The organism is Mycobacterium sp. SVM_VP21, from assembly GCA_024758765.1.
GTDB classification, from domain to species: Bacteria; Actinomycetota; Actinomycetes; order Mycobacteriales; family Mycobacteriaceae; genus Mycobacterium; species Mycobacterium heraklionense_C.
The window spans coordinates 3,619,378-3,643,800 of the sequence record CP101406.1 but is presented as its reverse complement, the minus strand read 5'-3'; the positions used below and the strand labels follow the sequence as shown (position 1 = coordinate 3,643,800).

Genomic DNA, 24,423 nt, shown 5'->3' with positions numbered 1-24,423 from the left:
CGGCGGCGGGCAAGCTCACCCGCTTATTAGAACACATGTTCGACAAGCTGGTGGAGGCGGGATCGCTCAGCTGGGATCGCTCAGCGGGATCGCTCAATCCGTGGGCGCCGGCGTCATCGAGGAGACGTAGTAGGTCTCCTGTCCGGTGGGGTAGCCGCCGCCGTCGGTGGCGATGTGGACGTGGTCGTAGTGGTTGGCGGTCTCGTTGCCGTAATCCGAGGTCCAGTTGCCGCCGCCGACGCCGGGGTAGATCTTCTGCCGCCAGATCACGTGGTTGACACCCCACCGTTGGGCGTTGGCCAGCGCGTAGCCGGCGATCTGGTCGCCGAGCAGGATGCCTGCCTCACTGTGGTAGTCCGGGATCATCACGTCGATGGCCAACCCGTCGGGATGCCACTTCAACGGGTCCTGGCGATACCCGTAGATGGTCTTGATCTCCTGAAACAACACGCCGATGGTGCGGGCCGCCCAAATGGTCTTGACCTGAAGCCCGTTCTCCGGCGCCGCCCCGGGGGGCAGCGGGAAGGTGAATTGCTGACCTTCGGTGGGCATCGGCACGCTGGCTGCCAGCGCCGCGGCCTCGGCGGGGTTGGCGATGCGCATCCCTCCGGTTGGCGGCTGGGGTGGGTTCGACGGGGCCGTCGACGGGGCGGCCACGGCAGTCTCGGTGGGCTTGGGCGCCGCATCGTGGCTGCTCTGGGCGTGGATGAGGGCTGCCGAGACCGCCAGCGACGTCAGAATGGCCAGGCTGCGACCGCAGAACCTAGCAATCTTTCGTCCGTCCACTCAGAGCACTTTAGTTACTTGAGCTTGGATAGCGCCGGATCGGTGGTTTCGTGTGGCCACCGAGTGGGATAGTCCGGCGTCCAGCGAGACCGCCGGACCGATTCGGCAATCGCCTCATCGGAGGCGGCCGGAGCGACGCCGTCGCGCACCGCCTGGATGGCCACCGCGGTAGCGATACGCGTGGTGATCTCAGGCAGATTCTCGAACGCGGGCAGCAGCGGTTGGTCGGCGTCGATCAGGGCAGGGGACGCATCGCCCAGCGTCGCGGCAGCAGCCCGCATCATCGCGTCGGTGACACGCGACGCGCGCGCGGCGGTGACGGCAAGCCCGATCGCCGGGAAGATGTAGACGTTGTTGCACTGCGCGATGGGGCGGGTGCGCTCGCCGCGTCGTATCGGGGCGAAGGGCGAGCCCGTGGCGATCAGCGCGCGCCCATCGGTCCATTCGTCGAGTTCCGCCGGGTGCGCCTCGGCCCGGCTGGTGGGGTTGGACAGCGGAAAGATGATCGGACGGTCCGTCTTGGCCGCCAGCTGTCGGACGATTTGCTCGGTGAATGCACCGGCTACCGTCGACAGGCCCAGCAGGATGCCCACATCGACGTGGTGCACCACATCCGCCAGGCCCCGACCACTCCAATCGGCCACCCGAGTTGCGGATTGAGCGAAGCGGCGCTGGCTGTCCGAGAGGTCCTCGCGGTCGTCGGTCAGCAATCCGTTGACGTCAATCGCCCAGATCCGTTCGGCGGCTTCGGTTCCGGAGAGCCCTTCGGCGACCATCTGCTGGCGGATCATCTCCAGCACGCCGATGCCGGCCGAACCGGCGCCGAGCATCACCACCTGCTGCTGTGCCAGCGGCCGCCCGGCAGCGCGGACAGCGCCATGCAGCGCACCAAGAGCGACCGCCGCCGTGCCCTGAATGTCGTCGTTGAACGTCAGCAGCCGATCCCGGTACCGCATCAACAGCGGCAGCGCATGCGTGGTGGCGAAGTCCTCCCACTGCAGCAGCACGTCGGGCAGTTCCTCATGCACGACGTTCACGAAGTCGTCGACAAAGGAGTAGTAGTCCTCGTCGCTGATCCGGCGATGACGCCAGCCGAGGTACTGCGGATCGTGCAGCAGGTCGACATTGTCGGTGCCGACGTCGAGGATGATCGGCAGCGTGCGGGCCGGATCGATCCCCCCGATCAGCGTGTACAGCGAGAGCTTTCCGATCGGGATGCCCATGCCGCCGATACCCTGGTCGCCCAGGCCCAGGATGCGCTGTCCGTCGGTGACGACAATGACGTCGACCTGTTGTTCCCGTCGGTTGCGCAGAGCCTCCCGCAGCCGATCGCGGTCCGGGTAGGACACGAACAATCCGCGCGGGCGCCGGTAGATCTCGCTGAATCGCCGGCACGCTTCACCGACCGTCGGCGTGTAGACGATCGGCAGCATCTCCTCGATATGTTCGCTCAGCAGCCGGTAGAACAACGTCTCGTTGCGGTCCTGCAGCGCCCGCAAGTAGATGTGCTTGTCCAGGTCGTCATGCCTCGCGGAGAACTCGGCGTAGGTGTGGGCGACTTGTTCGGAGATGGTTTTCACCGCGACCGGCAGCAGACCCAGCAGTCCGAACTCGCGGCGCTCGTCTTGGCTGAAGGCGGTGCCCTTGGTGGTCAGTGGATCGAACAGCAGAGCCTGGCCGCGGCGTTGCCGCTCCTGAGCTGTCACCGTGTCACCTCCAACTCCACCGATGAAACTGCTGCTGCCCTTCCGTCGCACAATAGAACGCTTCGGCGGACCGCACCGGCTGTCAGCCGGGTCCGGCGCTAACGCCCCGCACGGACCACCAGCGGATCGTCGACCGAAACCGTCTGTCCCGGTCGTACTTCTCCTCGGAACGTTCGGCCTCCCACTGCGGGTGATAGGACCGCCCGACGCGCAGTGCCGACAGTGGCTAGGCGCCCGGGCACAATTCCTGGCGCGCCGCCTCGGCGATCAAGCCAAATTGCGGCCACGCCGGGTAATGCGGTAGTTGCATTTCGACGGTTCGGCCGACACGCAGGTTCTCGCAGATCATGTGCCCGAGGGCGCGCACGCTGGACTCCGAGATCGGCTCGTCGTTCCCGTAGCGGGCGGTGTAGCCGTGGGTGTTGAGGTATTTCATGAAGCTGGCATCGTCGGCGTGCGCCGGCGCGGCCCCCACCAGGGCTCCCACCGCTACACCGGTGATGGCCAAGGGTGCGGTGAACCGGGCTACCCAACTCATACCGGCAATGCTACGGCCGGTGGCACCGGCGCGGTTTCGCCGGTGCCGGCCAGACCCGGCAAGTCCGCCCGAGCGGCTTCGGATTGCTGCTAGCGTCAGCGGCGACAGAAAGGCGCTGGACGTGAAATCAACCGCACGCGCGGCGGCCCTGGCCGCCGGTCTGCTGGCCGGGCTGATCGGTGCTACGTCATCCGCTCAGGCCAATCCGCTCAATCCTCGTGATCCGGACTATTGCGGCAACAGTCCCGACATCCTGCTGTGCACCCAGCAGCAGTCGACGTACCCGAGTCCAGCTGAGATGGCCTACCTCAACGCCGTCCGCGGCAAGTTCCCGCCGGGTACCGAAGCCCGCCGGTTGGCCGCCGGACGGACCGCGTGCCTGGAGTTCCCGAAGCATCCGACCAGCGTCATCATCGAGCAGGTCTCGGTCTACCTGCAGATCGCCAAGCCCACTGCCGGTGAGGTGGTCGAGTCGGCCCGCACCAATATCTGCCCGACGGCGAAGACGCAGGGCTGAACCCGGCTCAGCGGCGGTACGCGCGCACTCCGTCGCGGATCGCGGCCTGCGCCGCCACATCACATTCGTTGTAGCTCAGACACCACTGCCGGGCGGCGTCGGCCTGCGGGCCGTTGCCCCGGGCGGCTTCGACCGCGCCCTGGGAGGCCAGGCCGCCCGGATCGTCGACTTCCCAGCTGAAACCGAAAAAGCCGGCGACCTGTTTGATCGACGACGAGGTGCGGACGAAAAACGTCGCGTCGAACCACTTCCGCAGGTCATAGGTGAGGCCGTCGAGTGCCTGTTCCACCTCGGCGAACCTGCGGGTGCTGCTGATCTCGGGATGGTGCCAATGGAAGACCTGAAGCGACTTGCCGAACTGGGCGGCATGGCTGCGCAATTGCTGCATCCGAGAGGCGAACTCGGCGGCCAGCTCGGCTTCGCCGGCCTCGTCGAGTGGATCGAATGAAACGACGGGTTGGTAGCGGGCAGTGGAGTCGTCCTGGCCATCGCGAACGCGAAGGCCCCACTGATAGATCCGGCCCTGATCGTCCCACTCGATGTCGAAGTCGACCTCGATGTCGGCGGAGGGAACGGTCGTTGAGCCTGATTCGTGTGCCTCGAAATCAATTCCGGTGCAGCTCATCCGGGCTCGTCGGACCGCGTTGGCCAGCCGGTCCTGCGGCATTTTGGTGCCGACGGACTGGACGCGGAATGCTTCGAGGTGTGCGTCCACATCGACAGCCGCCAACTGCGCAACGCTCAACGCCGCGCCATCGCCGCAGTGCCGATACAGGTACTGCCACTCCCGGATCGTGAGGTGGCCGGTCTCGATCGCGAACGACGCATCGTTGTCGCCGACCACCGTGGCACAGTAGTCGAACCAGGCGCACGTGCCACAGTCGGCGATGCGGTAGGGCCGCACCAGTTCTCGTCCGGCCGCTGCGGCCTGCGCGACGTCGACGCGGAAGGCGAACTCGTGGTCGTAGCGCTGCAGAGCCGAGCGCGGTCGGCGATGCGATGGATCGCTGGCCGAATACGTGACGATGTTCTCGGTATCCAGGTCATACCAGGTGATGCCGAGACTCTCGCCGAGTAGGGCAGTCAGGTCCGAGCTGCCGATGATGCCGCCGCGGTTCGCCCCGCCGTGAAAACCCAACTCCTGCAGCATCCGGGTGTAGTGCGCCAGCTGCATGACATCGTCACGCCAGCGCGCACCGTGGTCACTGTGGCCCGGATAGGTCAGCCGCCGATCGGGTTGCCACAGCTTCGAGATCTCCACCTCCGCGCGTTTCGCAAAGGCCAGCGTGCGGTGGTTCTTGATGTCGACGGGCAGGTAGCCGTCCTGGTGTCTGACCAACACGTCGGGAAGGCCCCTGCGCCCGTTGACATCCGGCAGGCACCCGCCGGCGATCACCTCGACACCGGCCTGCATCGCGGCCGCCGTGCGCCGCTGGCGTTCAGCCCGGCTGGTGTCGGCGTCGAGGAGCAGCAGCCGCTCCGAGTCGCCGTAGCGTGACCGTAGCTCGTCGAGAACCCGTTCCTCGAATGCGATTCCGACAGTGCGCAGCGACTCCAAGTCCGGGCGCAGCGGCGCGGCTTCGGGAACTCCGGGGGCGAACTCGTTATGGGTGACGCGGGCACACTGTTTTGCCGGGTAGGCGCCCAGCGTGACCGGTGCCATCGCGTCCGTCCCCAGGTGGCCCTAGTCTGCCGACCGCGTGACGCCGGTGGCGATTTCAGCGAAGAGCGCGGCGACGACCCCGAATGCGAAATACAGCGGAACCAGCCACGGTGCCACGCCGAACAACCCGTCCGAGCCGGCGGCATAGCGGAAGTGTCCGGCCGCGGAGATCCCGATCTCGGCCACCGGACCGACGACGGCGACCAGCGCACCGCAGACAATCGCCGGACGATCACCCAAGGCGCAGAACGTGATGGCGGCGAACGAACAGATCAACGTCGTGAGGGGAACCACCGGCGAGGCATGCAACATCGCGGTGACGACGTAGCTGCCCAGGACCGCGGCCAGACCAGCCACCCCCTGACGCACCGTGACTGCGGTCCGCGGCGAGGGGAGATGCAGTCGCAACTCCGCCAGGAAGACGGTCGCGGACCCGACCAAGATCGGGAAATACAGCGGGCTGTTCCAGATGAACGGTACGACGTGCGATCCCGGCAGGTATTCGGTGGTCCCGGTGACTACGTGCGAGTGGTCACCGATCAGACCTGCAGCTCCACCAACGACGAACAGCAACAGGGCGATCCAGGGCCGTAATTTCACTATCGCAGTATCGTCCATTCCGATGAGCGCCGAGGACCGCACCCGCTGGGATGCGAAGTACGCCGGCCGTTCCCTGCTGGACGCGATCGGGCCGGCCACCGTGTTTGCGCCGTTCGCAGACGTGTTTCCGGCCGCGGGCCACGCGCTTGACATCGCCTGCGGTCAGGGCGCAGCGGCGGTCTGGCTGGCTCAGCGCGGCCTGCAGGTGGCCGGGTTCGACGTCTCGGCGGTCGCTATCGAACAGGCGCGGGCGTTCGCCCAACACAGCGGTGTGGGCGACCGGTGCCGATTCGACGTCGTCGATCTCGACGACGGTCTGCCGGACGGGCCGCCGGCCGACGTCGTCTACTGCGCGCGGTTCCGCGACAGTCGGCTCGACGCGCCAATGGTGCAGCGCCTGGCCCCGGGTGGGCTGCTGGCGATCACCGCTTTGAGCCAGGTCGGCAGCACCGCGGGGCGGTTTCGGGCCGCGCCGGGGGAGCTGCGCACGGCGTTCGCCGATCTGGAGATGATCGCCGAGGGTGAAGCGGACGGGTTGGCGTGGCTGTTGGCGCGACGCGGCGAGGCGACGGCGCCGTCAGCGCACCTGGACGGACGGGACTAGGCCGGAGCTGGCGCTTCGCGGTCGCTGGGCTCCGGGCCGGGCTCAGCGGGGGCCTCGTCGAGCGGCAGGGCATCCATCGGCGGCGCCTCGCCGGGCGGCATATCGATCGGCGCCTCCATCGGGGCTTCGATCGGCGGTGCCTCGAACGGCGGAGCCTCGATGGGCGGCGCGGCCAGCTCGACGGCCATGGGCTCGGCCATCGGCTCTGCGACGGGCTCGGGTCCCGGCTCAACCATGGCGGCGAACTCCACCACGGGCGCGTCGGGTGCCGGTGCTTCCTCCATGGGCAGGTACATGTGATGGGTGAACTGCGGCTGGTATGCGCCGCCGCCACCGATCTTCACGCCGCCGGGCTCGCCGCTGGCCACCGGCGTGCCGTCGGGCAGGGTCACCGCGGTGTGGTGGCTGTTCCAGCCCACCACCACGGCGTTGGGGGCGGTGCCGTACTTGAATCCGCGGGCCAGCAGCGCCGACTCCTCGTTGGCGGTGTGAAACCGACCGCTGAAGGCCGGCCGGCCGCTGGCGACGTTGGACACCCAGGAGGCCAAACCCGAGCAGTCCGTGCCGGCGGGAGTGTTCCCACCGACGATGTACGGAGTGCCCGAAACCTGCTGGATGAGCGCCATCAGTGCTTCTAGACCAAACATGACCAGGCACATTAACCATGGATAACTGCACTTACCAAAATCTGTGGTGCCCATCACGTTTGGCATTCATGTTGTCAAACATAACGTCGCAACGGAAAACGCCAGGTAGATCCGGGAAAATGCAGCGAACACGGCCGTTAATTTCCGTAAGCGCTGGTAGATGACTCATATGTGTTTGTTGGGCGTGGTCCCAAAGGTCACAAATTTGCATTATTAGGATGAAATTGCCTGATCAATGGGTGCGGCAGAGGTATCCATTACCGCCGGTATCGGAGAAAATGTCGACGCGGGTCAGCTTGTCGTTCTCCGGGCAGAAAGTGATGCTGCTTACAGTGAACGCTTCGCGTTCTTGATCAGATTCGACCCGATGATCAGCCGCTGGATCTCACTGGTGCCTTCGTAGAGCCGCAGCAGCCGTACGTCGCGGTAGATGCGCTCCACCGGCACGCCGCGGATGTATCCGCTGCCGCCGTGGATCTGCACCGCTAGGTCGGCGACGTTGCCGGCCATCTCGGTGCAGAACACCTTCGCCACCGACGGAGCGATCCGCCGATCTTCGTTGCTTACCCACTTGCGGGCGGCGTCGCGGACCAGCGCCTGGCCGGCCAGCACGCCGGTCTGCTGATCGGCGAGCATCGCCTGCACCAGCTGGAAGTCGCCGATGATGCTGCCGCCCTGGGTGGCGGTGGCGGCATAGTTCACCGATTCATCCAGCGCGCGCTGTGCGGCTCCCACCGCCAGCGCCGCAATATGAATACGGCCGCGGGCCAGCGACGTCATCGCCGCCCGGTAACCGATGTCCTCATCACCGCCGACCAGGGCGGTGGCGGGCAGTCGCACGCTGGAGAAGGTGACATCGGCCGTCCAGGCGCCTTCCTGGCCCATCTTGGCGTCCTTGGCGCCGACTTCGACCCCGGCGGTGTCGGCAGGTACCAGGAACACCGCGATGCCGGCGCCGCGTTCGTCGGCGGGTCGAGTACGGGCGAACACCACGAACAGATCGGCCAGCGGGGCGTTGGTGATGAACCGCTTCTGCCCGTCGAGCACCCAGGTCTCTTCCGCTCCCGAGCCGTCACGGACGGCCTTGGTGCGCAGACCCGCCGGATTGGAGCCCGCTCCAGGCTCGGTGAGGGCGAAGGACGCGACCGCTCCGGCGGCGATGGGCTCTAGCCAGCGCTGCTTCTGTTCATCGGTGCCGAACCCCACCAGCACCTGGCCGGCGATGCCGTTGTTGGTGCCGAACATCGACCGGACTGACGGGCAGGTGTAGCCCAGTTCCATGGCCAGTTCGACGTCCTGGGTCAGATTCAGGCCCAGTCCGCCCCACTCCTGGGGGATCGCGTAGCCGAATAGGCCCAGGTCCTTGGCGGCTTGCCGCAGGTCGGCTGGCACCTGATCGGTGTCGAGGATCTCCTGTTCGCGCGGGACGACCATCGTCCGGACGAACCGGCGGGTCTGGGACAGGATCTCGGCGAAGACGTCGTCGTCAACGGACGCGACGGATGCGGTCGTCATGGCACGGCCCCTTTCGGCACTGGCCGACAAATCATATATGAAATATGATGTCCCGGACCACGGGGTGGGCACGACATCACGACATGTAGAGGACGGTTTCGGCGTGGCGTTACTCAACGGGCAGACGGCGGTGATCACCGGTGGAGCGCAGGGGCTGGGCTTCGCGATCGCGCAACGCTTCGTCGCCGAGGGCGCCCGGGTGGTGCTCGGCGACCTGAACCTGGAGGCGACCGAGGCCGCGGCGCAGCGCTTCGGCGCCGATGTCGCGGTGGCGGTGCGCACCGATGTCACGGACGCCGCCGACGTCGAGGCGTTGGTGGGCGTCGCTGTCGAGCGGTTCGGCGGCTTGGACGTCATGGTGAACAACGCCGGAATCACCCGCGACGCCACCATGCGCAAGATGACCGAAGACGATTTCGATCAGGTGATCGCAGTCCACCTCAAGGGCACCTGGAACGGGCTGCGCGCGGCCGCGGCGATCATGCGGGAGCGCAAGCGCGGCGCGATCGTCAACATGTCCTCTATATCGGGCAAGGTCGGCATGGTCGGGCAGACCAACTATTCGGCCGCCAAGGCCGGCATCGTCGGTATGACCAAGGCCGCCAGCAAGGAGCTGGCCTACCTCGGTGTCCGCGTCAACGCGATCCAGCCGGGGCTGATCCGCTCGGCGATGACCGAGGCCATGCCGCAGCGGATCTGGGATTCGAAGGTCGCCGAGGTGCCGATGGGCCGGGCCGGCGAACCCGACGAGGTCGCGACGGTCGCACTGTTCCTGGCGTCCGACTTGTCCTCTTATATGACGGGCACGGTGCTCGAGGTGACCGGTGGTCGTCACCTATGACTCTGCGCGAGGCGGTGATCTGCGAACCGGTTCGTACCCCGATCGGGCGCTACGGCGGGATCTTCAAGTCGCTGACCGCCGTCGAGCTCGGTGTCGCCGCGCTGACCGGACTGCTGGAGCGCACCGGTCTAGCCGCCGATGCCATCGATGACGTGGTGCTGGGGCACTGTTATCCCAGTAGTGAGGCACCGGCGATCGGGCGGGTGGTCGCCCTGGATTCCGGCCTGCCGGTGACGGTTCCGGGTATGCAGGTTGATCGGCGGTGCGGATCAGGACTGCAGGCGGTGATCCAGGCCTGCCTGCAGGTCGGCAGTGGCGCGCATGAGGTGGTGATCGCCGGCGGTGCGGAGAGCATGAGCAACGTGGCGTTCTATTCCACCGACATGCGCTGGGGCGCTGGCCGCGACGGTGTACGGGTGCACGACGGACTGGCGCGCGGCCGGACCACCGCGGGTGGGCAGCACCACCCGGTGCCCGGCGGCATGTTGGAGACCGCGGAGAACCTGCGCCGTGAGTACCAGATCTCCCGCGCCGAGCAGGACGAACTCGCAGTCACCTCGCATCAGCGCGCGGTGGCGGCCCAGCGCAGCGGTGTGTTCGCCGACGAGATCATCGGTGTCACGGTGCGCTCCGGCACCGGCGAGCAGTGGATCGACACCGACGAGCATCCCCGCGCCGATACCTCGATGGCGTCGCTGGCCAAGCTCAAACCGGTTCTGGGCAACAGCGATCCGGACGCCACTGTCACGGCCGGCAATTCCAGCGGCCAGAACGACGCGGCCTCGATGTGTGTTGTCACCACCCGCGCCAAGGCCGAGCAGCTGGGCCTGACCCCGCTGGTGCGGCTGGTCTCCTGGGGGCTGGCCGGGGTCGAACCCAATGTCATGGGCATCGGCCCGGTGCCAGCCACCGAGGTTGCCCTGGCCAAGGCCGGTCTCACGCTCGGCGACATCGACCTGGTCGAGCTCAATGAGGCATTTGCCGCTCAGGCGCTAGCGGTGATGGCGGAGTGGCGATTCGGTGTCGCCGACCGTGCCCGGACCAACGTGCACGGTTCAGGGATCTCGCTGGGGCATCCGGTGGGCGCGACCGGCGGCCGGATGCTGGCGACACTGGCACGCGAGCTGCACCGCCGCCAGCAGCGCTACGGACTGGAGACCATGTGCATCGGAGGTGGCCAGGGCTTGGCCGCCGTGTTCGAGAGGGTGGCGTAAATGGCCAAGCTGTGCCAGACGTTGGGACTGACCGAGAGCCAGACCGAGATCATCGAGGCGGTACGGACGTTCGTCGACAAAGAGGTCATTCCGCACGCCGCCGAGTTCGAGCGCGCCGACGCCTATCCGCAACAGATCGTCGACGGCATGCGGCAGTTGGGCCTGTTCGGCCTGATGATTCCGGAGGCTTACGGGGGATTGGGCGAGTCGCTGCTGACTTACGCGCTGTGCGTCGAGGAACTCGCGCGTGGCTGGATGAGCATCTCCGGGGTGATCAACACCCATTTCATCGTCGCCTACATGCTGCGCCAGCACGGCACCGACGAGCAGAAGCAGCGCTACCTGCCGGCGATGGCGACCGGGGATGTGCGCGGGGCGTTTTCGATGTCGGAACCCGAGCTGGGCTCCGACGTCGCCGCCATCCGCACCCGGGCCACACCCACCGGCGATGGCGACTACCTCATCAACGGCCAGAAGATGTGGCTGACCAACGGCGCCACGTCGAGCCTGGTAGCGGTGCTGGTGCACACCGACGAGGGGGCCGCCACACCGCACCGCAACATGACGGCCTTCCTGGTCGAAAAGCCAACGGGTTTCGGCGAAGTCGTCCCGGGACTGACGATTCCCGGCAAGCTCGAGAAGCTCGGCTACAAGGGCATCGACACCACGGAGATGATTTTCGACGATTACCGGGCCAGTTCCGCCGACATTCTGGGCGGCACGACCGGCCGCGGCTTCTACCAGATGATGGACGGCATCGAGGTCGGCCGGGTCAATGTCGCGGCACGCGCCTGCGGGGTGGGCATCCGCGCATTCGAGCTCGCGGCCCGATACGCCCAGCAGCGCAACACCTTCGGCAAGCCGATCGCCGAGCATCAGGCCGTCGCGTTCGGGCTGGCCGAGATGGCGACCAAGGTCGAGGCCGCACACCTGATGGTTGTCAACGCGGCCCGACTGAAGGATTCCGGCGAACGCAATGACGTCGCCGCGGGCATGGCGAAATACCTGGCCAGCGAGTACTGCAACGAGGTCACCCAGCAGAGCTTCCGGATCCACGGCGGCTATGGCTACTCGAAGGAATACGAGATCGAACGCCTGATGCGCGACGCGCCGTTCCTGCTGATCGGTGAGGGCACCAGTGAGATCCAGAAGCAGATCATCAGCAAGCGCCTGCTGGCCGACTACCGCATCTGACGCTATGTCTGCTCCCGACTTCAGCACCCGACCGCAGTTGTCGGAAGCCGTGGCACGCTTCGTGCGCCAGCGGATCTTCGACGGTGGTTACGCCGCGGGGGAGTACGTCCGATTGGACCAGCTGGCAACGGAATTGGGAATCAGCGTCACCCCGGTGCGGGAGGCGCTGTTCGAGCTGCGCGCTGAAGGTCTGCTTTACCAGCAGCCACATCGCGGGTTCGTCGTGTTGCCGGTGACCAAGCGTGATCTGGCGGACGTCGCCGAGGTCCAGGCGTTTGTGGGCGGTGAGCTGGCGGCGCGGGCCGCGGCCGGTATCACCGAGGAGCAGTTGAACGAGCTCAATGAGATCCAGTCCCAGCTGGAGCAGGCCTACGCCGGAGACGACGTCGAGCGGACCGTGCGGCTCAACCACGACTTTCACCGGGCCATCAACGTGGCCGCTGCCTCGCCCAAGTTGGCCCAAATGATGTCGCAGATAACCCGGTATGCGCCCGAGGCGGTTTTCCCGGGCATCGCCGGGTGGCCGGAACGGTCCATGGCCGATCACCGGCGAGTGCTCGCCGCGCTGGCGGCACACGATCAGACGTTGGCACGCACCGCGATGGCCGAGCACTTGTCGGCCGGCGTGATGCCGCTCATCGAGCATCTGACCGATCGCGGTGTGGTGGAGTGCGAAGACGACCGCGTGGCGCAGCCAGATCAGCGCCCGTCTGCGACGAGGACGTGAGACCGTATCAACCTATGCAGAACCACAATTACCTGACTTACGAAGAGTTCGGGCGCAAGTTCTTCGAGGTCGCGGTCACCGAGGAACGAGTGGCAGCTGCGTTCGCCGTCATCGCCGGCGACGAGTTCGAGATGCCCGCCATGCGGCAGGGACCGGGCGGCATCGCCAAGGTCAGTGCGAAGGTGCGGGTCCAAGAGCCGCGGGTGGCACGCGGTCTGGGGGATCTGCTGACGTTCGCGATCCACATTCCGCTGGAGATCGACCTGCTCATCGATCTGCGTCTGGACAAGCAACGGTTCACCGTGGCCGGCGACATCGCCCTGCACGCCACCGCGCGGGCCGCCGAGCCGCTGCTGCTGATCATCGATGTGCCCAAACCACGGTCCTCGGACATCACCGTCGAGGTGTCGTCGACGTCCATCCGCGGCGAGCTGCTGCGGATCTTCGCCGGCGTCGACGGGGAGATCCGGCGGTTCATCGCCAGCTATGTGGCAGCCGAGATCGACAGTCCGCAATCCCAGCGGGCGCAGATCATCGACGTGGCCGAGCAGCTGGACTCCGCCTGGACCGGAATCTGACCGCTGGCCGGTGCGATCCCTAGGGGTAGGGGATCGCCGGAATGGCCGGAATCGCCGGAATGGCGGGAATCGCCGGGATTGCCGGAATTGCGGGGATTGCCGGGACTGCGGGCGCAGACGGGGCCCGCGGCACTGCGGGAGCTGCCGGGGCCTGCTTTGCGGTGGGCTCAACAACCGGAGCAGCGCTGGTGAGCGGTGCATCCGGCAACGTAGTGGGGCCGGACTCGTCGGCGCCGCTGTCGGCGGGTGGGGTCGGCGCCAGCGGCGTCGGCGCCGCGGGTGCCTGGGTGACTTCGCCGTAGGTGTCTTCCTCGGAGTCACTGTCGCAACCGCCGCAGGCGGTCGTCACCGCCCCCACGGCGAGCCCCACCGCCACCACCGACAGGACTGACTTTCCGATACCGCGATTGCGCATGGATTCTCCCCGTTGTTCAGTTGCCTCATGTCACCCTACGACGCGGGGGTGATTCGGTGCACCAGCCGTCGACAACGTTCAGACCGGGCTGCTGCCCTCGGAACTTCCGCAGATGCGGCGCGGCCTGACAGGTGTTCCTGTCAGGCCGCGGAGCCGGTGTTCCTGGGATCGGCTCAGATCGTCTGATGGCGGCCGAAGAACTTGTGGTCTTCGCTGTAGCCGCCGTGGCCGCTGCCGATCTCCTTGTAACTCTCGACGAACTCGATGCCCTTGATCCATTTCACCAGCTTGTAGCCGTGCTGCAGCTCGTTGCGCAGCCGCAGCGGCCGGCCGTGCATGTAGGGCAGCGGCTGGTCATTCATGTTGTAGGCCAGCATCGACATGTGGTGCCACATCTGGTCGACCGGGTGTGCGTTGTAGAAGATGCCGCCGGTGGCGCCCAGGCCCATCGAGTAGAAGATCGCCCACTTGGCCTGGGGAAGCGGCTTGACGATGTCCATGATGGTCGACATCGACACTCCGCCCCACTTGGCCACGCCGGACCAGGCCTGCACGCACATGTGCTGGGTGATCTGGTCGTGATACGGCAGGGCTTTGAGATCCTCCAGCGAGAACTCCATCGGGTTCTCGACCAGGCCGTAGACCTTGAGTCGCCAATCCTTGAAGTCTCCCGCCTCGTATTCCTTGTACTCGACGGTCTCCGGCAGCCGGCCGTTGCGCCAGTGGAACGGCGAGATGTCGGCTTCGGTGAAGGTCCCGGGCTCGGGGTCGAGATGTTCCAGGGCGCGCTGGAACGGCCCGATCAGGGCATAGCCGATCTTCTGCACAACCCGCGGGTAGCGCAGGGTGAGCGGCGTGGCTGCGATCCACGCGACGGCGCAGACCACGAAAGCCACCGAGAAGACGCCGAACCCGACCCAGCTGTGGTCGTCGCGGGCGGCGAACATGTGGTTGAGGTTCACCAGCGCTTCGGTGGCGAACACCATGGTGACGTGCACGAGGATGAACAACAGGAAGTAGACCAGCACCACGAAGTGCAGGGACCGGGCGATCTGCAGGTTCAGTCGCATGTGCTTGCTGATCAGCCCCAGCCGCTGTGACAGCGCCGGGGACATCCCCAGGGCGGTGATCAGCGCGGCCGGCGCCGCGATGAACACCGTGACGAAGTAGGAGATCATCTGTAGCGAGTTGTAGTTGGTCCAGGTGTGATCGGTCGGCCAGTCCAGCGATGCGTACTGGATGGCGACCGACGCCGCATTCGGCAAGACGTCGAAGCTGGTGGGCACAATCCGGTGCCACTGACCGGTGGTGAACAGCAGCACGTAGAACACCGCGCCGTTGAGCAGCCACAACACGCCCAGCCCCATGTGCCACCAGCGCGCCAGCCCGATCGAGTGCCGGAAGCCAGGCAGCCCGAACTGCGCGGGCAGCGCGACGGTGTCGGCGTTGGCCGTCCAGTACGGGTCGTCGGGAACCGGCGGTCCCACCCGCAGCCATTCGTCCTTGCCGGGCGTGGAGTTGCGGCTGAAATACAGCCGCGGGTGGTCGCAGAGAATCTGGATCCCGGCTCGGATGATGAAGATCATCATGAACAGGTTGAAGAAGTGCGTCCAGCCGGCCCAGGCGGGGATGCCGCCGGCGAACTCCGACGACGCGGCGCTGCCCGGATACCGCGTGATGAAGTCCTCAACCGCAGGGATGTTGCGGATTCCCTTACCGATGGCGATCGTCGCCACCAGTCCGACGAAGCCGATCGGGATCAGCCACAGCAGGTTGAACCATTTATCCCGGCCGATACGCAGATGCGGGGCAACCGCGCGACGGGTCAGGTCGAAGCCTCCGCCGTAGGTCTCGACGTCGACCGTCTCGTTGTAGTTCTTGTGAATCTCGGCCCGGTAGCCCTGTTCCAGCTCCAGCTCGACGTCGACGACGTCCGCGGAGTAGCTGACCGGATGAGTTGTCTCTTTCGTTGCTGGTGAGGTTGCGGGACCCCGTGGGTCGAGCTGCCCGTCAGCACCCTGTCCATCAATCGTGGTCACTTTTCGACGGTAGCGCGTAAAAGCTCGTGACCCGATACTCTGACATCAGATACGCAGGCTTCTGACAGGAAACTCAGGTATCGCAAGTGCGGATTTTGGCGGCCATCGGCGGCCGTCGTGCCGCAGCCTGCACGGTCCTGGCTCGCCGACCGGCGCGATCTTGTGATCGCCGCGATTATTTTCGGTGGGCAAACCCCCGTTTCTGCTGAGCAAGACGCAAGTGAACTCACGCGGATCTAGCGCGTTACAGACCGTTCATCTAACGCGGTCATAATTCACCGAAGACCAGGCGAAGTACGTTTCGCCTTCGCCATCAGATTGCAATCTGCACTGCGGGCAGTCGTAGCGCGACACCGCTAGCATGCGCAGTGGAGAAACTTGTGACCAGGCAGGGGTAGATGACGACCTATACGGGACCGGCACCGCGCCGTAATTCGGCAGTGCTGCCAATGCTGCGGGCGGCGGTTGGGGCGCACCGTGGCTGACGAACAGCGGGGACCCGGCTACGGCCTTGGGCTGTCGACGCGTACCCAGATGACCGGGTACCAATTCCTGGCACGACGCACAGCGATGGCGTTGACCCGCTGGCAGGTTCGGATGGAAGTAGAGCCCGGTCGGCGCCAGTCGTTGGCCGTGGTGGCTTCCGTGTCGGCCGCGGCTGTCGTCTGCCTCGGTGCACTGCTGTGGTCGTTCTTGAGTCCGTCGGGCCAGATGAACGAATCGCCGATCATTGCCGACCGTGATTCTGGCGCCCTGTACGTGCGAGTCGGCGACACCATATATCCGGCTCTGAATTTGGCCTCGGCACGACTGATCGCCGGCCGGGCCGACAACCCGCACAAGGTGCGCTCCACCCAAATAGCCGAGCAGCCGCACGGCCCGCTCGTGGGAATTCCCGGTGCGCCGTCGGACATCCTGCCGACAACACCCACCACCTCGTCGTGGTTGATCTGTGACACCGTCGCCAACGTCCAGGGCGTCGGCGCGCCGTCGCCGGTCACCGTGACGGTGATCGACGGCGCGCCGGAACTCAACTCCCGCCGCCGGGTGCTGGACGGGCCCGACGCGGTCGTGCTGCGCTACGGCAATGACTCCTGGGTGGTTCGCCAGGGGCGCCGCTCGCGTATCGACGCCGCGGACCGGGCGGTGCTGCTGCCGCTGGGGCTGACCCCCGAGCAGGTCGACCACGCCCGCCCCATGAGCCAGGCGCTGTTCGACGCGTTGCCGGTGGGTCCGGAACTGGCGGTGCCCTTTGTGCCGGAGGCCGGTCACCCGCCGGCCTTCCCGAATGCCCCCGGTCCGGTGGGCATGGTGTTCACCACACCGCAGTTGGCTGGGCCGCAACAGTATTCGGTGGTGTTGATGAACGGCGTGCAGACGGTGTCGCCGGTGGTAGCCCGCATCCTGCAGAACGCCGGCGCCACCGGGGGCGGTGCGCCCGCAGTGGTGACGCCGCAGGATCTGGCGAAGATGCCGGTGGTCACCGGACTGGACCTGTCGGCATACCCCGAGGGGCCGCTTCAGGTCGTAGACATCAAGGAGAACCCTTCCACGTGCTGGTGGTGGGAGCGTTCGACCGGTGACAGCCGTGCCCGGGTGCAGGTGGTGTCCGGCCCCACAATTCCGGTGGCGCAGAAGCAGATGAACCGGGTGGTGTCCCTGGTGAAGACCAACGACGCTAACGTGCCGGAGGCCGACCGGGTCTACTTCGGTTCCGGCTACGGCAATTTCGTCGCGGTGACCGGCAACGACCCGGACGCCTCCACGCGGGAATCGTTGTGGTGGATATCGGCCTCGGGCGTGCGATTCGGGATCCCTGGCGATGACGAGCGCAAGGCGCTGGGCCTGGTCGGAGAACCATCCCTGGCGCCGTCGGTGGCGTTGCGCCTGCTGGCCCACGGCCCGACCCTGTCCCGACAGGATGCGCTGGTCCGTCACGACACCCTGCCAACCGATATGAGCCCAGCAGAATTGGCGGTGCCCAAGTGAAACGTGGATACGCCCGGCCGACGCCGGAGCGCGCGCCGGTGGTCAAGCCGGAGAACATCGTCTTGCCGACGCCGCTGAGCGTCCCGCCGCCAGAAGGCAAGCCGTGGTGGCTGGTGGTGGTCGGCGTGCTGGTGGTCGGCCTGCTCGTCGGCATGGTCGCCATGACCGTGGCCAGCGGCTCCCGGATGTTCCTGGGCGCGGGCTCGATCTTCCCGATCTTCATGATCGGCGGCGTCGCGATGATGATGTTCGGCGGCCGTTTCGGTGGCGGTGCCCAGCAACTGAGCCGCCCCAAGCTCGACGCCATGCGCGCCCAGTTCATGCTTATGCTGGACCGGCTGCGTGAGTCGGCGGCGGAGTCCGCGGACAGCATGGACGCCAACTACCGGTGGTACCACCCGGCGCCGTCTACCCTGGCCGCCGCGGTGGGGTCGTCGCGCATGTGGGAACGCCAGCCCAACGGCAAGGATCTCAACTTCGGCCTGGCCCGAGTCGGGGTGGGGATGACCCGCCCCGAGGTGACTTGGGGTGAGCCGCAGAACATGCCGACCGACATCGAGCTGGAACCGGTGACCGGTAAGGCGCTGCAGGAGTTCGGGCGCTACCAGAGCGTGGTCTACAACCTGCCGAAGATGATCTCGCTGCTGGTCGAGCCGTGGTACTCGCTGGTCGGCGACCGCGAGCAGGTGCTCGGGCTGATGCGCGCAATCATCTGCCAACTGGCCTTCTCCCACGGGCCCGACCATCTGCGCATGGTCGTCGTGACTTCGGATGTGGCGCAGTGGGATTGGGTGAAGTGGATGCCGCACTTCGGCGATCCGCGCCGCCAGGACGCCGCGGGCAATGCCCGCATGGTCTACGGCTCGGTGCAGGACTTCGCCACCGAACACGCCGAACTGTTCTCCGGGCGTGGATCATTCATGCCGCGCCACGCAAGCTCCTCGGCGGAGACCCCGACCCCGCACCACCTGATCATCGTCGACGGCCTGGACCCGCAGTGGGAGTACGTCAACACCACCGAGGGCATCGACGGGGTGACGTTCTTCGACTTGACCGGCGCCCCGGAGTGGCGCGGCGTCTCGCAGCGGGTGCTGCGTCTCGACGACAAGGGCATCATCAACGCGCTGCCGCGTGACCGCGACACCTGGATGGTGATCGACGACAACGAGTGGTTCTTCGCGCTCGCCGACCAGGTCAGCCCGACCGACGCCGAGCAGTTCGCGCAGCGGTTGGCGCACTGGCGGCTGGCCGCGGCCTACGAGGAGATCGGCCAGAAGGTGACGCACCACATCGGTGCGCGCGACATCATGGCCTACTACGGCATCGACGACGCCGGGCGGATCAACTTCGAAGAGCTGTGGGCCAGCCGGCGCGACGGCGGCAGCAGGGGTCGGCTGCGGATTCCGTTCGGAAACCGCTCCGACAACGGCGAACTGCTGTTCCTCGACATGAAGTCCCTCGACGAGGGCGGTGACGGGCCGCACGGCGTGATGTCCGGCACCACCGGTTCCGGTAAGTCGACCCTGGTGCGCACGGTGATCGAGTCGCTGCTGCTGGCTCACCCACCGGACGAGCTGCAGTTCGTGCTGGCCGACCTCAAGGGTGGATCGGCGGTCAAGCCGTTCGCCGGCGTTCCGCACGTGTCGCGGATCATTACCGACTTGGAAGACGACCAGGCCCTCATGGAGCGCTTCCTGGAAGCCATGTGGGGTGAGATCGCCCGGCGAAAGACCATGTGCGACAACGCCGGCGTCGACGGCGCCAAGGAGTACAACGAGATCCGGTCCCGGATGCGGGCGCGCGGAGACGACAGCCTGCCGCCGCTGCCGATGCTGGTCGTCGTGATCGACGAGTTCTACGAGTGGTTCCGCATCATGCCCACCGCGGTGGAGGTGCTGGACTCGATCGGCCGACAGGGCCGCGCCTACTGGGTGCACCTGATGATGGCCTCGCAGACCATCGAGAGCCGCGCCGAGAAGCTTATGGAGAACATGGGCTACCGGCTCGTGCTCAAGGCGCAGACCGCCGGCGCCGCGCAGGCCGCCGGCGTGCCCAACGCGGTGAACCTGCCGGCCAAGGCCGGCCTCGGCTACTTCCGCAAGAGCGGCGAAGAGGTCATCCGATTCCAGGCCGAGTTCCTGTGGCGCGACTACCACCGGGGCGGACTGCTCGACGACGAGCAGATGCCGTTGACGCATGCCGTCGACTACATCCGGCCGCAGCTGTTCACCACCGAGTTCACTCCGCTCGAGGTCAGCGTCAGCACGCCCGAGATCGAGGCGGCCGATGAGATGGCGGCGATCGACTCCAAGCCGGCAGCCGCGCTCGGCGAGCCGGCCGAGGAAGAGGACTTCATCCGGACTCCCAAGGTCGGCACGGTCATCATCGACCAGCTGCGCCAGATCGATTTCGAGCCCTACCGGTTGTGGCAGCCGCCGCTGGATGTCCCGGTGACCGTCGAGAACCTGGTGAACCGCTACCTGGGTCACCCGTGGCAGCAGGACTACGGCACCCGGCGCGACCTGGTGTTCCCGATCGGTGTCATCGACCGTCCGTTCAAGCACGACCAGCCGCCGTGGACGGTGGACACCTCCGGCCCGGGCGCCAACGTGCTGATCCTGGGCGCCGGCGGTTCGGGCAAGACGACCGCACTGCAGACCTTGGTCTGCTCGGCGGCGTTGACGCACACCCCCGAACAGGTCCAGTTCTACTGCCTGGCCTACAGCGGCACCTCGCTGACCACGGTCGCCGGATTGCCGCACGTGGGCAGTGTCTGTGGCCCGACCGACCCCGACGGGGTCCGCCGCACGGTGGCCGAACTGCTGGCGTTGGTGCGGACCCGCAAGCGCAGCTTCCTGGAGAACGACGTTGCGTCGATGGACGTCTTCCGCCGGCGCAAGTTCAGTACTGTTCCCGGCGAAGCCGGGAGAGTGCCCAACGACGGATTTGGCGATGTCTATCTGGTGGTCGACAACTACCGGGCGCTCTCGGAGGAAAACGAGGTGCTCGTCGAGCAGGTCAACCAGATCATCAACCAGGGGCCGTCGTTCGGTGTGCACGTGATTGTGACCGCTGACCGCGAATCGGAGCTGCGCCCGCCGGTGCGAAGCGGTTTCGGATCCCGGGTCGAGCTGCGTCTGGCCGCGGTCGAGGACGCCAAGCTGGTGCGTTCCCGGTTCGCCAAGGATGTCCCGGTGAAGCCCGGACGCGGCATGGTTGCGGTCAACTACGTACGCCTCGACAGCGACCCCCAGTCTGGTCTGCACACCCTGATCGCTCGGCCCGCCATGGACGACACCGGCGGCAAGGTGTTCGAGTCCGACAGCGTGGCGGCCGCGGTTAGCCAGGTGGCGGTCGGCCGGGTGCGCCCGGTGCGGCGTCTGCCGGCGCGGTTCGGGCTGGAAGAGGTGCGCGCGGTCGCGGCCAACGACCGCCGCGAAGGAGTGGGAGCGGGCGGTATCGCCTGGGCGATCTCCGAACTCGACCTGCAGCCGGTCTATCTGAACTTCGCCGAGAACGGCCACCTGATGGTGACCGGCCGCCGCGAATGCGGCCGCACCACCACGCTGGCCACCATCATGAGCGAGATCGAGCGGCTCTACGCGCCGGGCTCCAGCAGTGCACCGGCGCCCAGCCCGGACGGGCGGCCCTCGGCCCAGGTGTGGCTGATCGACCCGCGTCGGCAGTTGCTGACCACCTTGGGGTCGGACTACGTGGAGAAGTTCGCCTACAACATGGACGGCACCGTCGCGCTGGTCAACGAGTTGGCCGCCACGCTGGCCAACCGCGAGCCGCCGCCGGGGCTGTCGGCCGAGGAGCTGCTGTCGCGGACCTGGTGGAGCGGGCCGGAGATCTTCTTGATCATCGACGACATCCAGCAGTTCCCGCCCGGCTTCGACTCGCCGTTCCAGAAAGCTGCGCCCTGGGTCACCCGCTCGGCAGACGTTGGCCTGCACGTGATCGCCACCCGCACGTTCGGCGGTTGGTCGTCCGCCGGTGCCGACCCGCTGCTGCGGGCTCTGCACCAGGCCAACGCGCCGCTGTTGGTGATGGACGCCGACCCGGACGAGGGCTTCATCCGCGGCAAGATGAAGGGCGGCCCGCTGCCTCGCGGTCGTGGCCTGCTGATGGCCGAGGACACCGGCGTGTTCGTTCAGGTCGCCGCCACCGAGCTGCGGCGGGCGCCGGCGCAAGAGCGCGCGGCCACCCCGGCCGGCTGACCGGTCTGTCCAGCAACCACCGTGACGCGAGCAACAGCGCCACGGTGGTTGCTGGCGTTGTCACAGCCCCCGGGCGGGCAGTGAATTAATTGCGGCAAGATTTATACCAAGGGCCTCGTGCTCGCTCGTATCGGAGGGCAGGGCGGCGGCCGCCCGCACCGGAAATATCAGCTCTGTGTTTTTCCAGTACGGAGCCATTTCACGGGTCGAACGGCCTGGTCGCTGCTACCGGATTGTTACCCCAGATGAACTCTTGTTATCGGCAGGTGAACAGTCGGCGTTATGGCTACTCCGGGGCACCTTGAGCCCTTACGATCGACAGCGGAGAGATTGCTGACCGCGATCGATGAGGAGGGACTCGAATGTCGTTTGTGAATGCGCAGCCCGAAGCGCTCTCAGCTGCCGCTGCGAACTTGAGCGGTATCGGTTCGGCGTTGAACGCGCAGAACGCCGCTGCTGCCGCCCCGACCACCGGTGTGGTCCCGGCCGCTGCCGATGAGGTCTCGGCACTGACCGCGGCGCAGTTCGCTGCGCACGCGACTATGTACCAGCAGGTCAGCGCGCAGGCCGCGGCGATCCACGAGATGTTCGTCGCCACGCTCAACAGCAGTGCGACCTCCTACGCCGCCACCGAGGCAGCCAACGCTGCCGCGGCGGGCTGATCAGGAGCCAACCGCATTACCGGCTACGGACTGGTGGAAGGGGAACCATTCATTCGTTCCAAGCCGGTCGTCGGTTACCGACGTAACCGGCGGCAATAACCCGTCAACTACGAATATCAATCAGAAACAACGAACTTCAGGCAAGGAGACAAAGCAGTGGCAACACGTTTTATGACTGATCCGGACGCGATGCGTTCGATGGCGGGCCGTTTTGATGTGCATGCGCAGACGGTGGAGGACGAGGCTCGTCGGATGTGGGCGTCGTCGACCAACATCTCCGGTGCTGGCTGGGGTGGTCTGGCGGAGCGGACCTCGATGGACACCATGGGTCAGATGCAGACCGCTTTCCGCAACATCGTGAACATGCTGCACGGTGTGCGGGATGGGCTGATTCGTGACGCTAACCACTACGAGCAGCAGGAAGCTGCTTCTCAGCAGATCCTGTCGAGCTAGAGGAGAACACGAATATGTCGATTAATTACCAGTTCGGTGATGTGGATGCGCACGGTGCGTTGATTCGTGCGCAGGCGGCGTCGTTGGAGGCTGAGCACCAGGCGATCGTGCACGATGTGTTGGCTGCCGGTGATTTCTGGGGTGGTGCGGGTTCGGTGGCCTGCCAGGAGTTTGTGGCCCAGTTGGGTCGCAACTTCGCGGTGATCTACGAGCAGGCCAACAGCCACGGTCAGAAGGTGCAGTCGGCTGGCAACAACATGGCCAACACCGACGCTTCGGTCGGCTCCAGCTGGGCCTGAGCGCCCGCAATTTCGCAGCGCGGCAGCACACCCGATCCATGGGTGTGCTGCCGCGTGCTGCAGTTGGCGGGTGGTGCCGAGCGGTCACGCCCGCTCGCGTGATCCAATAGCCAAGTACTCCACTAGCCAAATCGAGCGAACAACCCGGTAGAGGAGGGTAGTGATGGACCCGAGCACCCGCACCGACATCACCGTCAACGTCGAGGGTTTCTGGATGCTGCAGGCATTGCTGGACATCCGCCATGTTGCTCCGGAGTTGCGGTGTCGTCCTTACGTTTCCACCGACTCCAGCGACTGGTTGTCGCAACACCCCGGCATGGCGGTGATGCGCGAACAGGGCATCGTCGTCGACGACGAGGTCAACGAGACCGTCGCGGCACGAATGAGGGTGCTTGCCGCGCCAGACCTTGAGGTGGTCGCGCTGCTGTCGCTGGGCAAGCTGCGTTATGGCGTTATCGACGCCGAGGACCAGGAGCCCGGCACCCGCGACATCCCCGACAACGAGTTCCGGGTGCTGTTGGCGCGGCGCGGTGAGCACTGGGTGTCGGCCGTACGCGTCGGCACCGACATCACCGTCGACGACGTCTCAGTGACCGACGCCGCCTCGATCGCCGCGCTGGTGATCGACGGGATGGAATCCATCCACCACGCCGACCCGGCCCAGATCACCGCGGTCAACGTGCCGATGGAGGAGATGCTGGAGGCCACCCAGAGCTGGCAGGACTCGGGCTTCAACATTTTCACCGGGGGAGACCTGCGCCGGATGGGCATCAGCGCCGCCACCGTCGCGGCGCTGGGGCAGGCGCTTTCGGAGCCGGCAGCCGAAGCCGCGGTCTATGCGCGGCAATACCGCGACGACGCGAAGGGACCCAGCGCCTCGGTGCTGTCGCTCAAAGACGGGTCAGGCGGCCGGATCGCGCTGTATCAGCAGGCGCGCACCGCAGGCTCGGGCGAAGCATGGCTGGCGATCTGCCCGGCCACCCCGCAGCTGGTTCAGGTGGGCGTCAAGACCGTTCTGGACACCCTGCCCTACGGCGCCTGGAAAACGCATCGGAGGGTGTAGCGCTCTGCTCGGCAGATCTGGGCGTCGAATGTCAAGTGTCGCAACGGAAAACTGCGGGTAAACGCGGTTCGTGCGAATTGCATGAAGTGCCTTTAGAATTGGACTGACTTTAAAAATGACAAATTGCGAGGCGGCACCTATGGGTTCTATGCG

22 protein-coding genes are annotated in these 24,423 nt (G+C 66.3%); 13 read left to right on the top strand and 9 right to left on the bottom strand.

Features of this window, described 5'->3' with window-relative positions; translation table 11 throughout:
- Nucleotides 1-93 precede the first annotated feature (93 nt).
- From NM962_17040 to NM962_17030, 3 genes are all read right to left on the bottom strand, one after another.
- Nucleotides 94-786 (bottom strand): glycoside hydrolase, encoded by a 693-nt coding sequence (locus NM962_17040; protein UVO11635.1) that lies wholly within the window; start codon nucleotides 784-786, stop codon nucleotides 94-96.
- Between the two features lie 14 nt (nucleotides 787-800).
- Nucleotides 801-2,492 carry an NAD-dependent malic enzyme gene (locus NM962_17035; protein ID UVO11634.1) on the bottom strand — a complete coding sequence of 564 codons (1,692 nt, stop codon included), beginning with the start codon at nucleotides 2,490-2,492 and terminating at the stop codon, nucleotides 801-803.
- A gap of 226 nt (nucleotides 2,493-2,718) precedes the next feature.
- The gene (locus NM962_17030; protein ID UVO11633.1) at nucleotides 2,719-3,030 is read right to left on the bottom strand and encodes a DUF732 domain-containing protein; all 312 of its coding nucleotides are present in this window, start codon (nucleotides 3,028-3,030) and stop codon (nucleotides 2,719-2,721) included.
- 121 nt (nucleotides 3,031-3,151) lie between these two features.
- On the opposite strand from NM962_17030, the gene NM962_17025 reads away from it, so the two are divergent.
- Complete coding sequence (locus NM962_17025; GenBank protein ID UVO11632.1) at nucleotides 3,152-3,547, top strand: hypothetical protein; 396 nt, start codon at nucleotides 3,152-3,154, stop codon at nucleotides 3,545-3,547.
- 7 nt (nucleotides 3,548-3,554) lie between these two features.
- Here NM962_17025 and NM962_17020 read toward each other — a convergent pair whose 3' ends face one another.
- A complete protein-coding gene (locus NM962_17020; protein UVO11631.1) occupies nucleotides 3,555-5,210 on the bottom strand; it encodes a recombinase RecB in 1,656 nt (551 codons plus the stop codon).
- A 21-nt stretch (nucleotides 5,211-5,231) separates the two neighbouring features.
- The gene (locus NM962_17015) at nucleotides 5,232-5,810 is read right to left on the bottom strand and encodes a hypothetical protein (GenBank protein UVO11630.1); all 579 of its coding nucleotides are present in this window, start codon (nucleotides 5,808-5,810) and stop codon (nucleotides 5,232-5,234) included.
- Nucleotides 5,811-5,832: 22 nt separating this feature from the next.
- Here NM962_17015 and NM962_17010 point away from each other — a divergent pair, with 22 nt between their 5' ends.
- Nucleotides 5,833-6,414, top strand: a complete 582-nt coding sequence (locus NM962_17010) for a class I SAM-dependent methyltransferase (GenBank protein UVO11629.1) — start codon at nucleotides 5,833-5,835, stop codon at nucleotides 6,412-6,414.
- Here NM962_17010 and NM962_17005 read toward each other — a convergent pair.
- On the bottom strand, nucleotides 6,411-7,061 hold the full coding sequence (locus tag NM962_17005) for a peptidoglycan endopeptidase (GenBank protein UVO11628.1): 651 nt from the start codon (nucleotides 7,059-7,061) through the stop codon (nucleotides 6,411-6,413). The genes NM962_17010 and NM962_17005 overlap by 4 nt on opposite strands.
- Nucleotides 7,062-7,388: 327 nt before the next feature.
- The gene (locus NM962_17000; protein ID UVO11627.1) at nucleotides 7,389-8,576 is read right to left on the bottom strand and encodes an acyl-CoA dehydrogenase family protein; all 1,188 of its coding nucleotides are present in this window, start codon (nucleotides 8,574-8,576) and stop codon (nucleotides 7,389-7,391) included.
- Nucleotides 8,577-8,679: 103 nt separating this feature from the next.
- Between NM962_17000 and fabG the strand changes: the two genes are divergently transcribed.
- Genes fabG through NM962_16975 form a run of 5 tightly spaced genes read left to right on the top strand, consistent with a single transcriptional unit; the run spans nucleotide 8,680 to nucleotide 13,130 of the window.
- On the top strand, nucleotides 8,680-9,417 hold the full coding sequence (gene fabG / locus NM962_16995) for a 3-oxoacyl-ACP reductase FabG (protein ID UVO11626.1): 738 nt from the start codon (nucleotides 8,680-8,682) through the stop codon (nucleotides 9,415-9,417).
- Entirely contained in the window at nucleotides 9,414-10,631 is a 1,218-nt protein-coding gene (locus NM962_16990) for an acetyl-CoA C-acetyltransferase (protein ID UVO11625.1), read from the top strand. Before fabG ends, NM962_16990 begins: the two co-directional genes overlap by 4 nt.
- Entirely contained in the window at nucleotides 10,632-11,825 is a 1,194-nt protein-coding gene (locus NM962_16985; protein UVO11624.1) for an acyl-CoA dehydrogenase family protein, read from the top strand.
- 4 nt (nucleotides 11,826-11,829) lie between these two features.
- Nucleotides 11,830-12,552, top strand: coding sequence for a GntR family transcriptional regulator (locus NM962_16980; GenBank protein ID UVO11623.1), 723 nt, complete (start codon nucleotides 11,830-11,832; stop codon nucleotides 12,550-12,552).
- Between the two features lie 14 nt (nucleotides 12,553-12,566).
- Nucleotides 12,567-13,130, top strand: a complete 564-nt coding sequence (locus tag NM962_16975; protein UVO11622.1) for a hypothetical protein — start codon at nucleotides 12,567-12,569, stop codon at nucleotides 13,128-13,130.
- Between the two features lie 19 nt (nucleotides 13,131-13,149).
- Here the strand turns inward: NM962_16975 and NM962_16970 are convergent, their stop codons facing one another.
- The gene (locus NM962_16970; protein UVO11621.1) at nucleotides 13,150-13,545 is read right to left on the bottom strand and encodes a hypothetical protein; all 396 of its coding nucleotides are present in this window, start codon (nucleotides 13,543-13,545) and stop codon (nucleotides 13,150-13,152) included.
- Between the two features lie 173 nt (nucleotides 13,546-13,718).
- A complete protein-coding gene (locus NM962_16965) occupies nucleotides 13,719-15,461 on the bottom strand; it encodes a molybdopterin-dependent oxidoreductase (protein ID UVO14794.1) in 1,743 nt (580 codons plus the stop codon).
- Between the two features lie 600 nt (nucleotides 15,462-16,061).
- Here NM962_16965 and eccB point away from each other — a divergent pair.
- The 6 genes from eccB to NM962_16935 all read left to right on the top strand — a co-directional run bounded on the left by eccB (nucleotide 16,062) and on the right by NM962_16935 (nucleotide 24,270).
- The gene (eccB, locus tag NM962_16960) at nucleotides 16,062-17,573 is read left to right on the top strand and encodes a type VII secretion protein EccB (GenBank protein ID UVO11620.1); all 1,512 of its coding nucleotides are present in this window, start codon (nucleotides 16,062-16,064) and stop codon (nucleotides 17,571-17,573) included.
- Complete coding sequence (gene eccCa / locus NM962_16955) at nucleotides 17,570-21,793, top strand: type VII secretion protein EccCa (protein UVO11619.1); 4,224 nt, start codon at nucleotides 17,570-17,572, stop codon at nucleotides 21,791-21,793. The genes eccB and eccCa overlap by 4 nt, the downstream gene beginning before the upstream one ends.
- Nucleotides 21,794-22,155: 362 nt before the next feature.
- Nucleotides 22,156-22,455, top strand: coding sequence for a PE family protein (locus NM962_16950; protein UVO11618.1), 300 nt, complete (start codon nucleotides 22,156-22,158; stop codon nucleotides 22,453-22,455).
- Between the two features lie 156 nt (nucleotides 22,456-22,611).
- Nucleotides 22,612-22,908 (top strand): WXG100 family type VII secretion target, encoded by a 297-nt coding sequence (locus NM962_16945; protein ID UVO11617.1) that lies wholly within the window; start codon nucleotides 22,612-22,614, stop codon nucleotides 22,906-22,908.
- Nucleotides 22,909-22,922: 14 nt separating this feature from the next.
- Nucleotides 22,923-23,207 (top strand): WXG100 family type VII secretion target, encoded by a 285-nt coding sequence (locus NM962_16940; protein UVO11616.1) that lies wholly within the window; start codon nucleotides 22,923-22,925, stop codon nucleotides 23,205-23,207.
- 163 nt (nucleotides 23,208-23,370) lie between these two features.
- Nucleotides 23,371-24,270, top strand: coding sequence for an ESX secretion-associated protein EspG (locus NM962_16935; protein ID UVO11615.1), 900 nt, complete (start codon nucleotides 23,371-23,373; stop codon nucleotides 24,268-24,270).
- Nucleotides 24,271-24,423 lie beyond the last annotated feature (153 nt).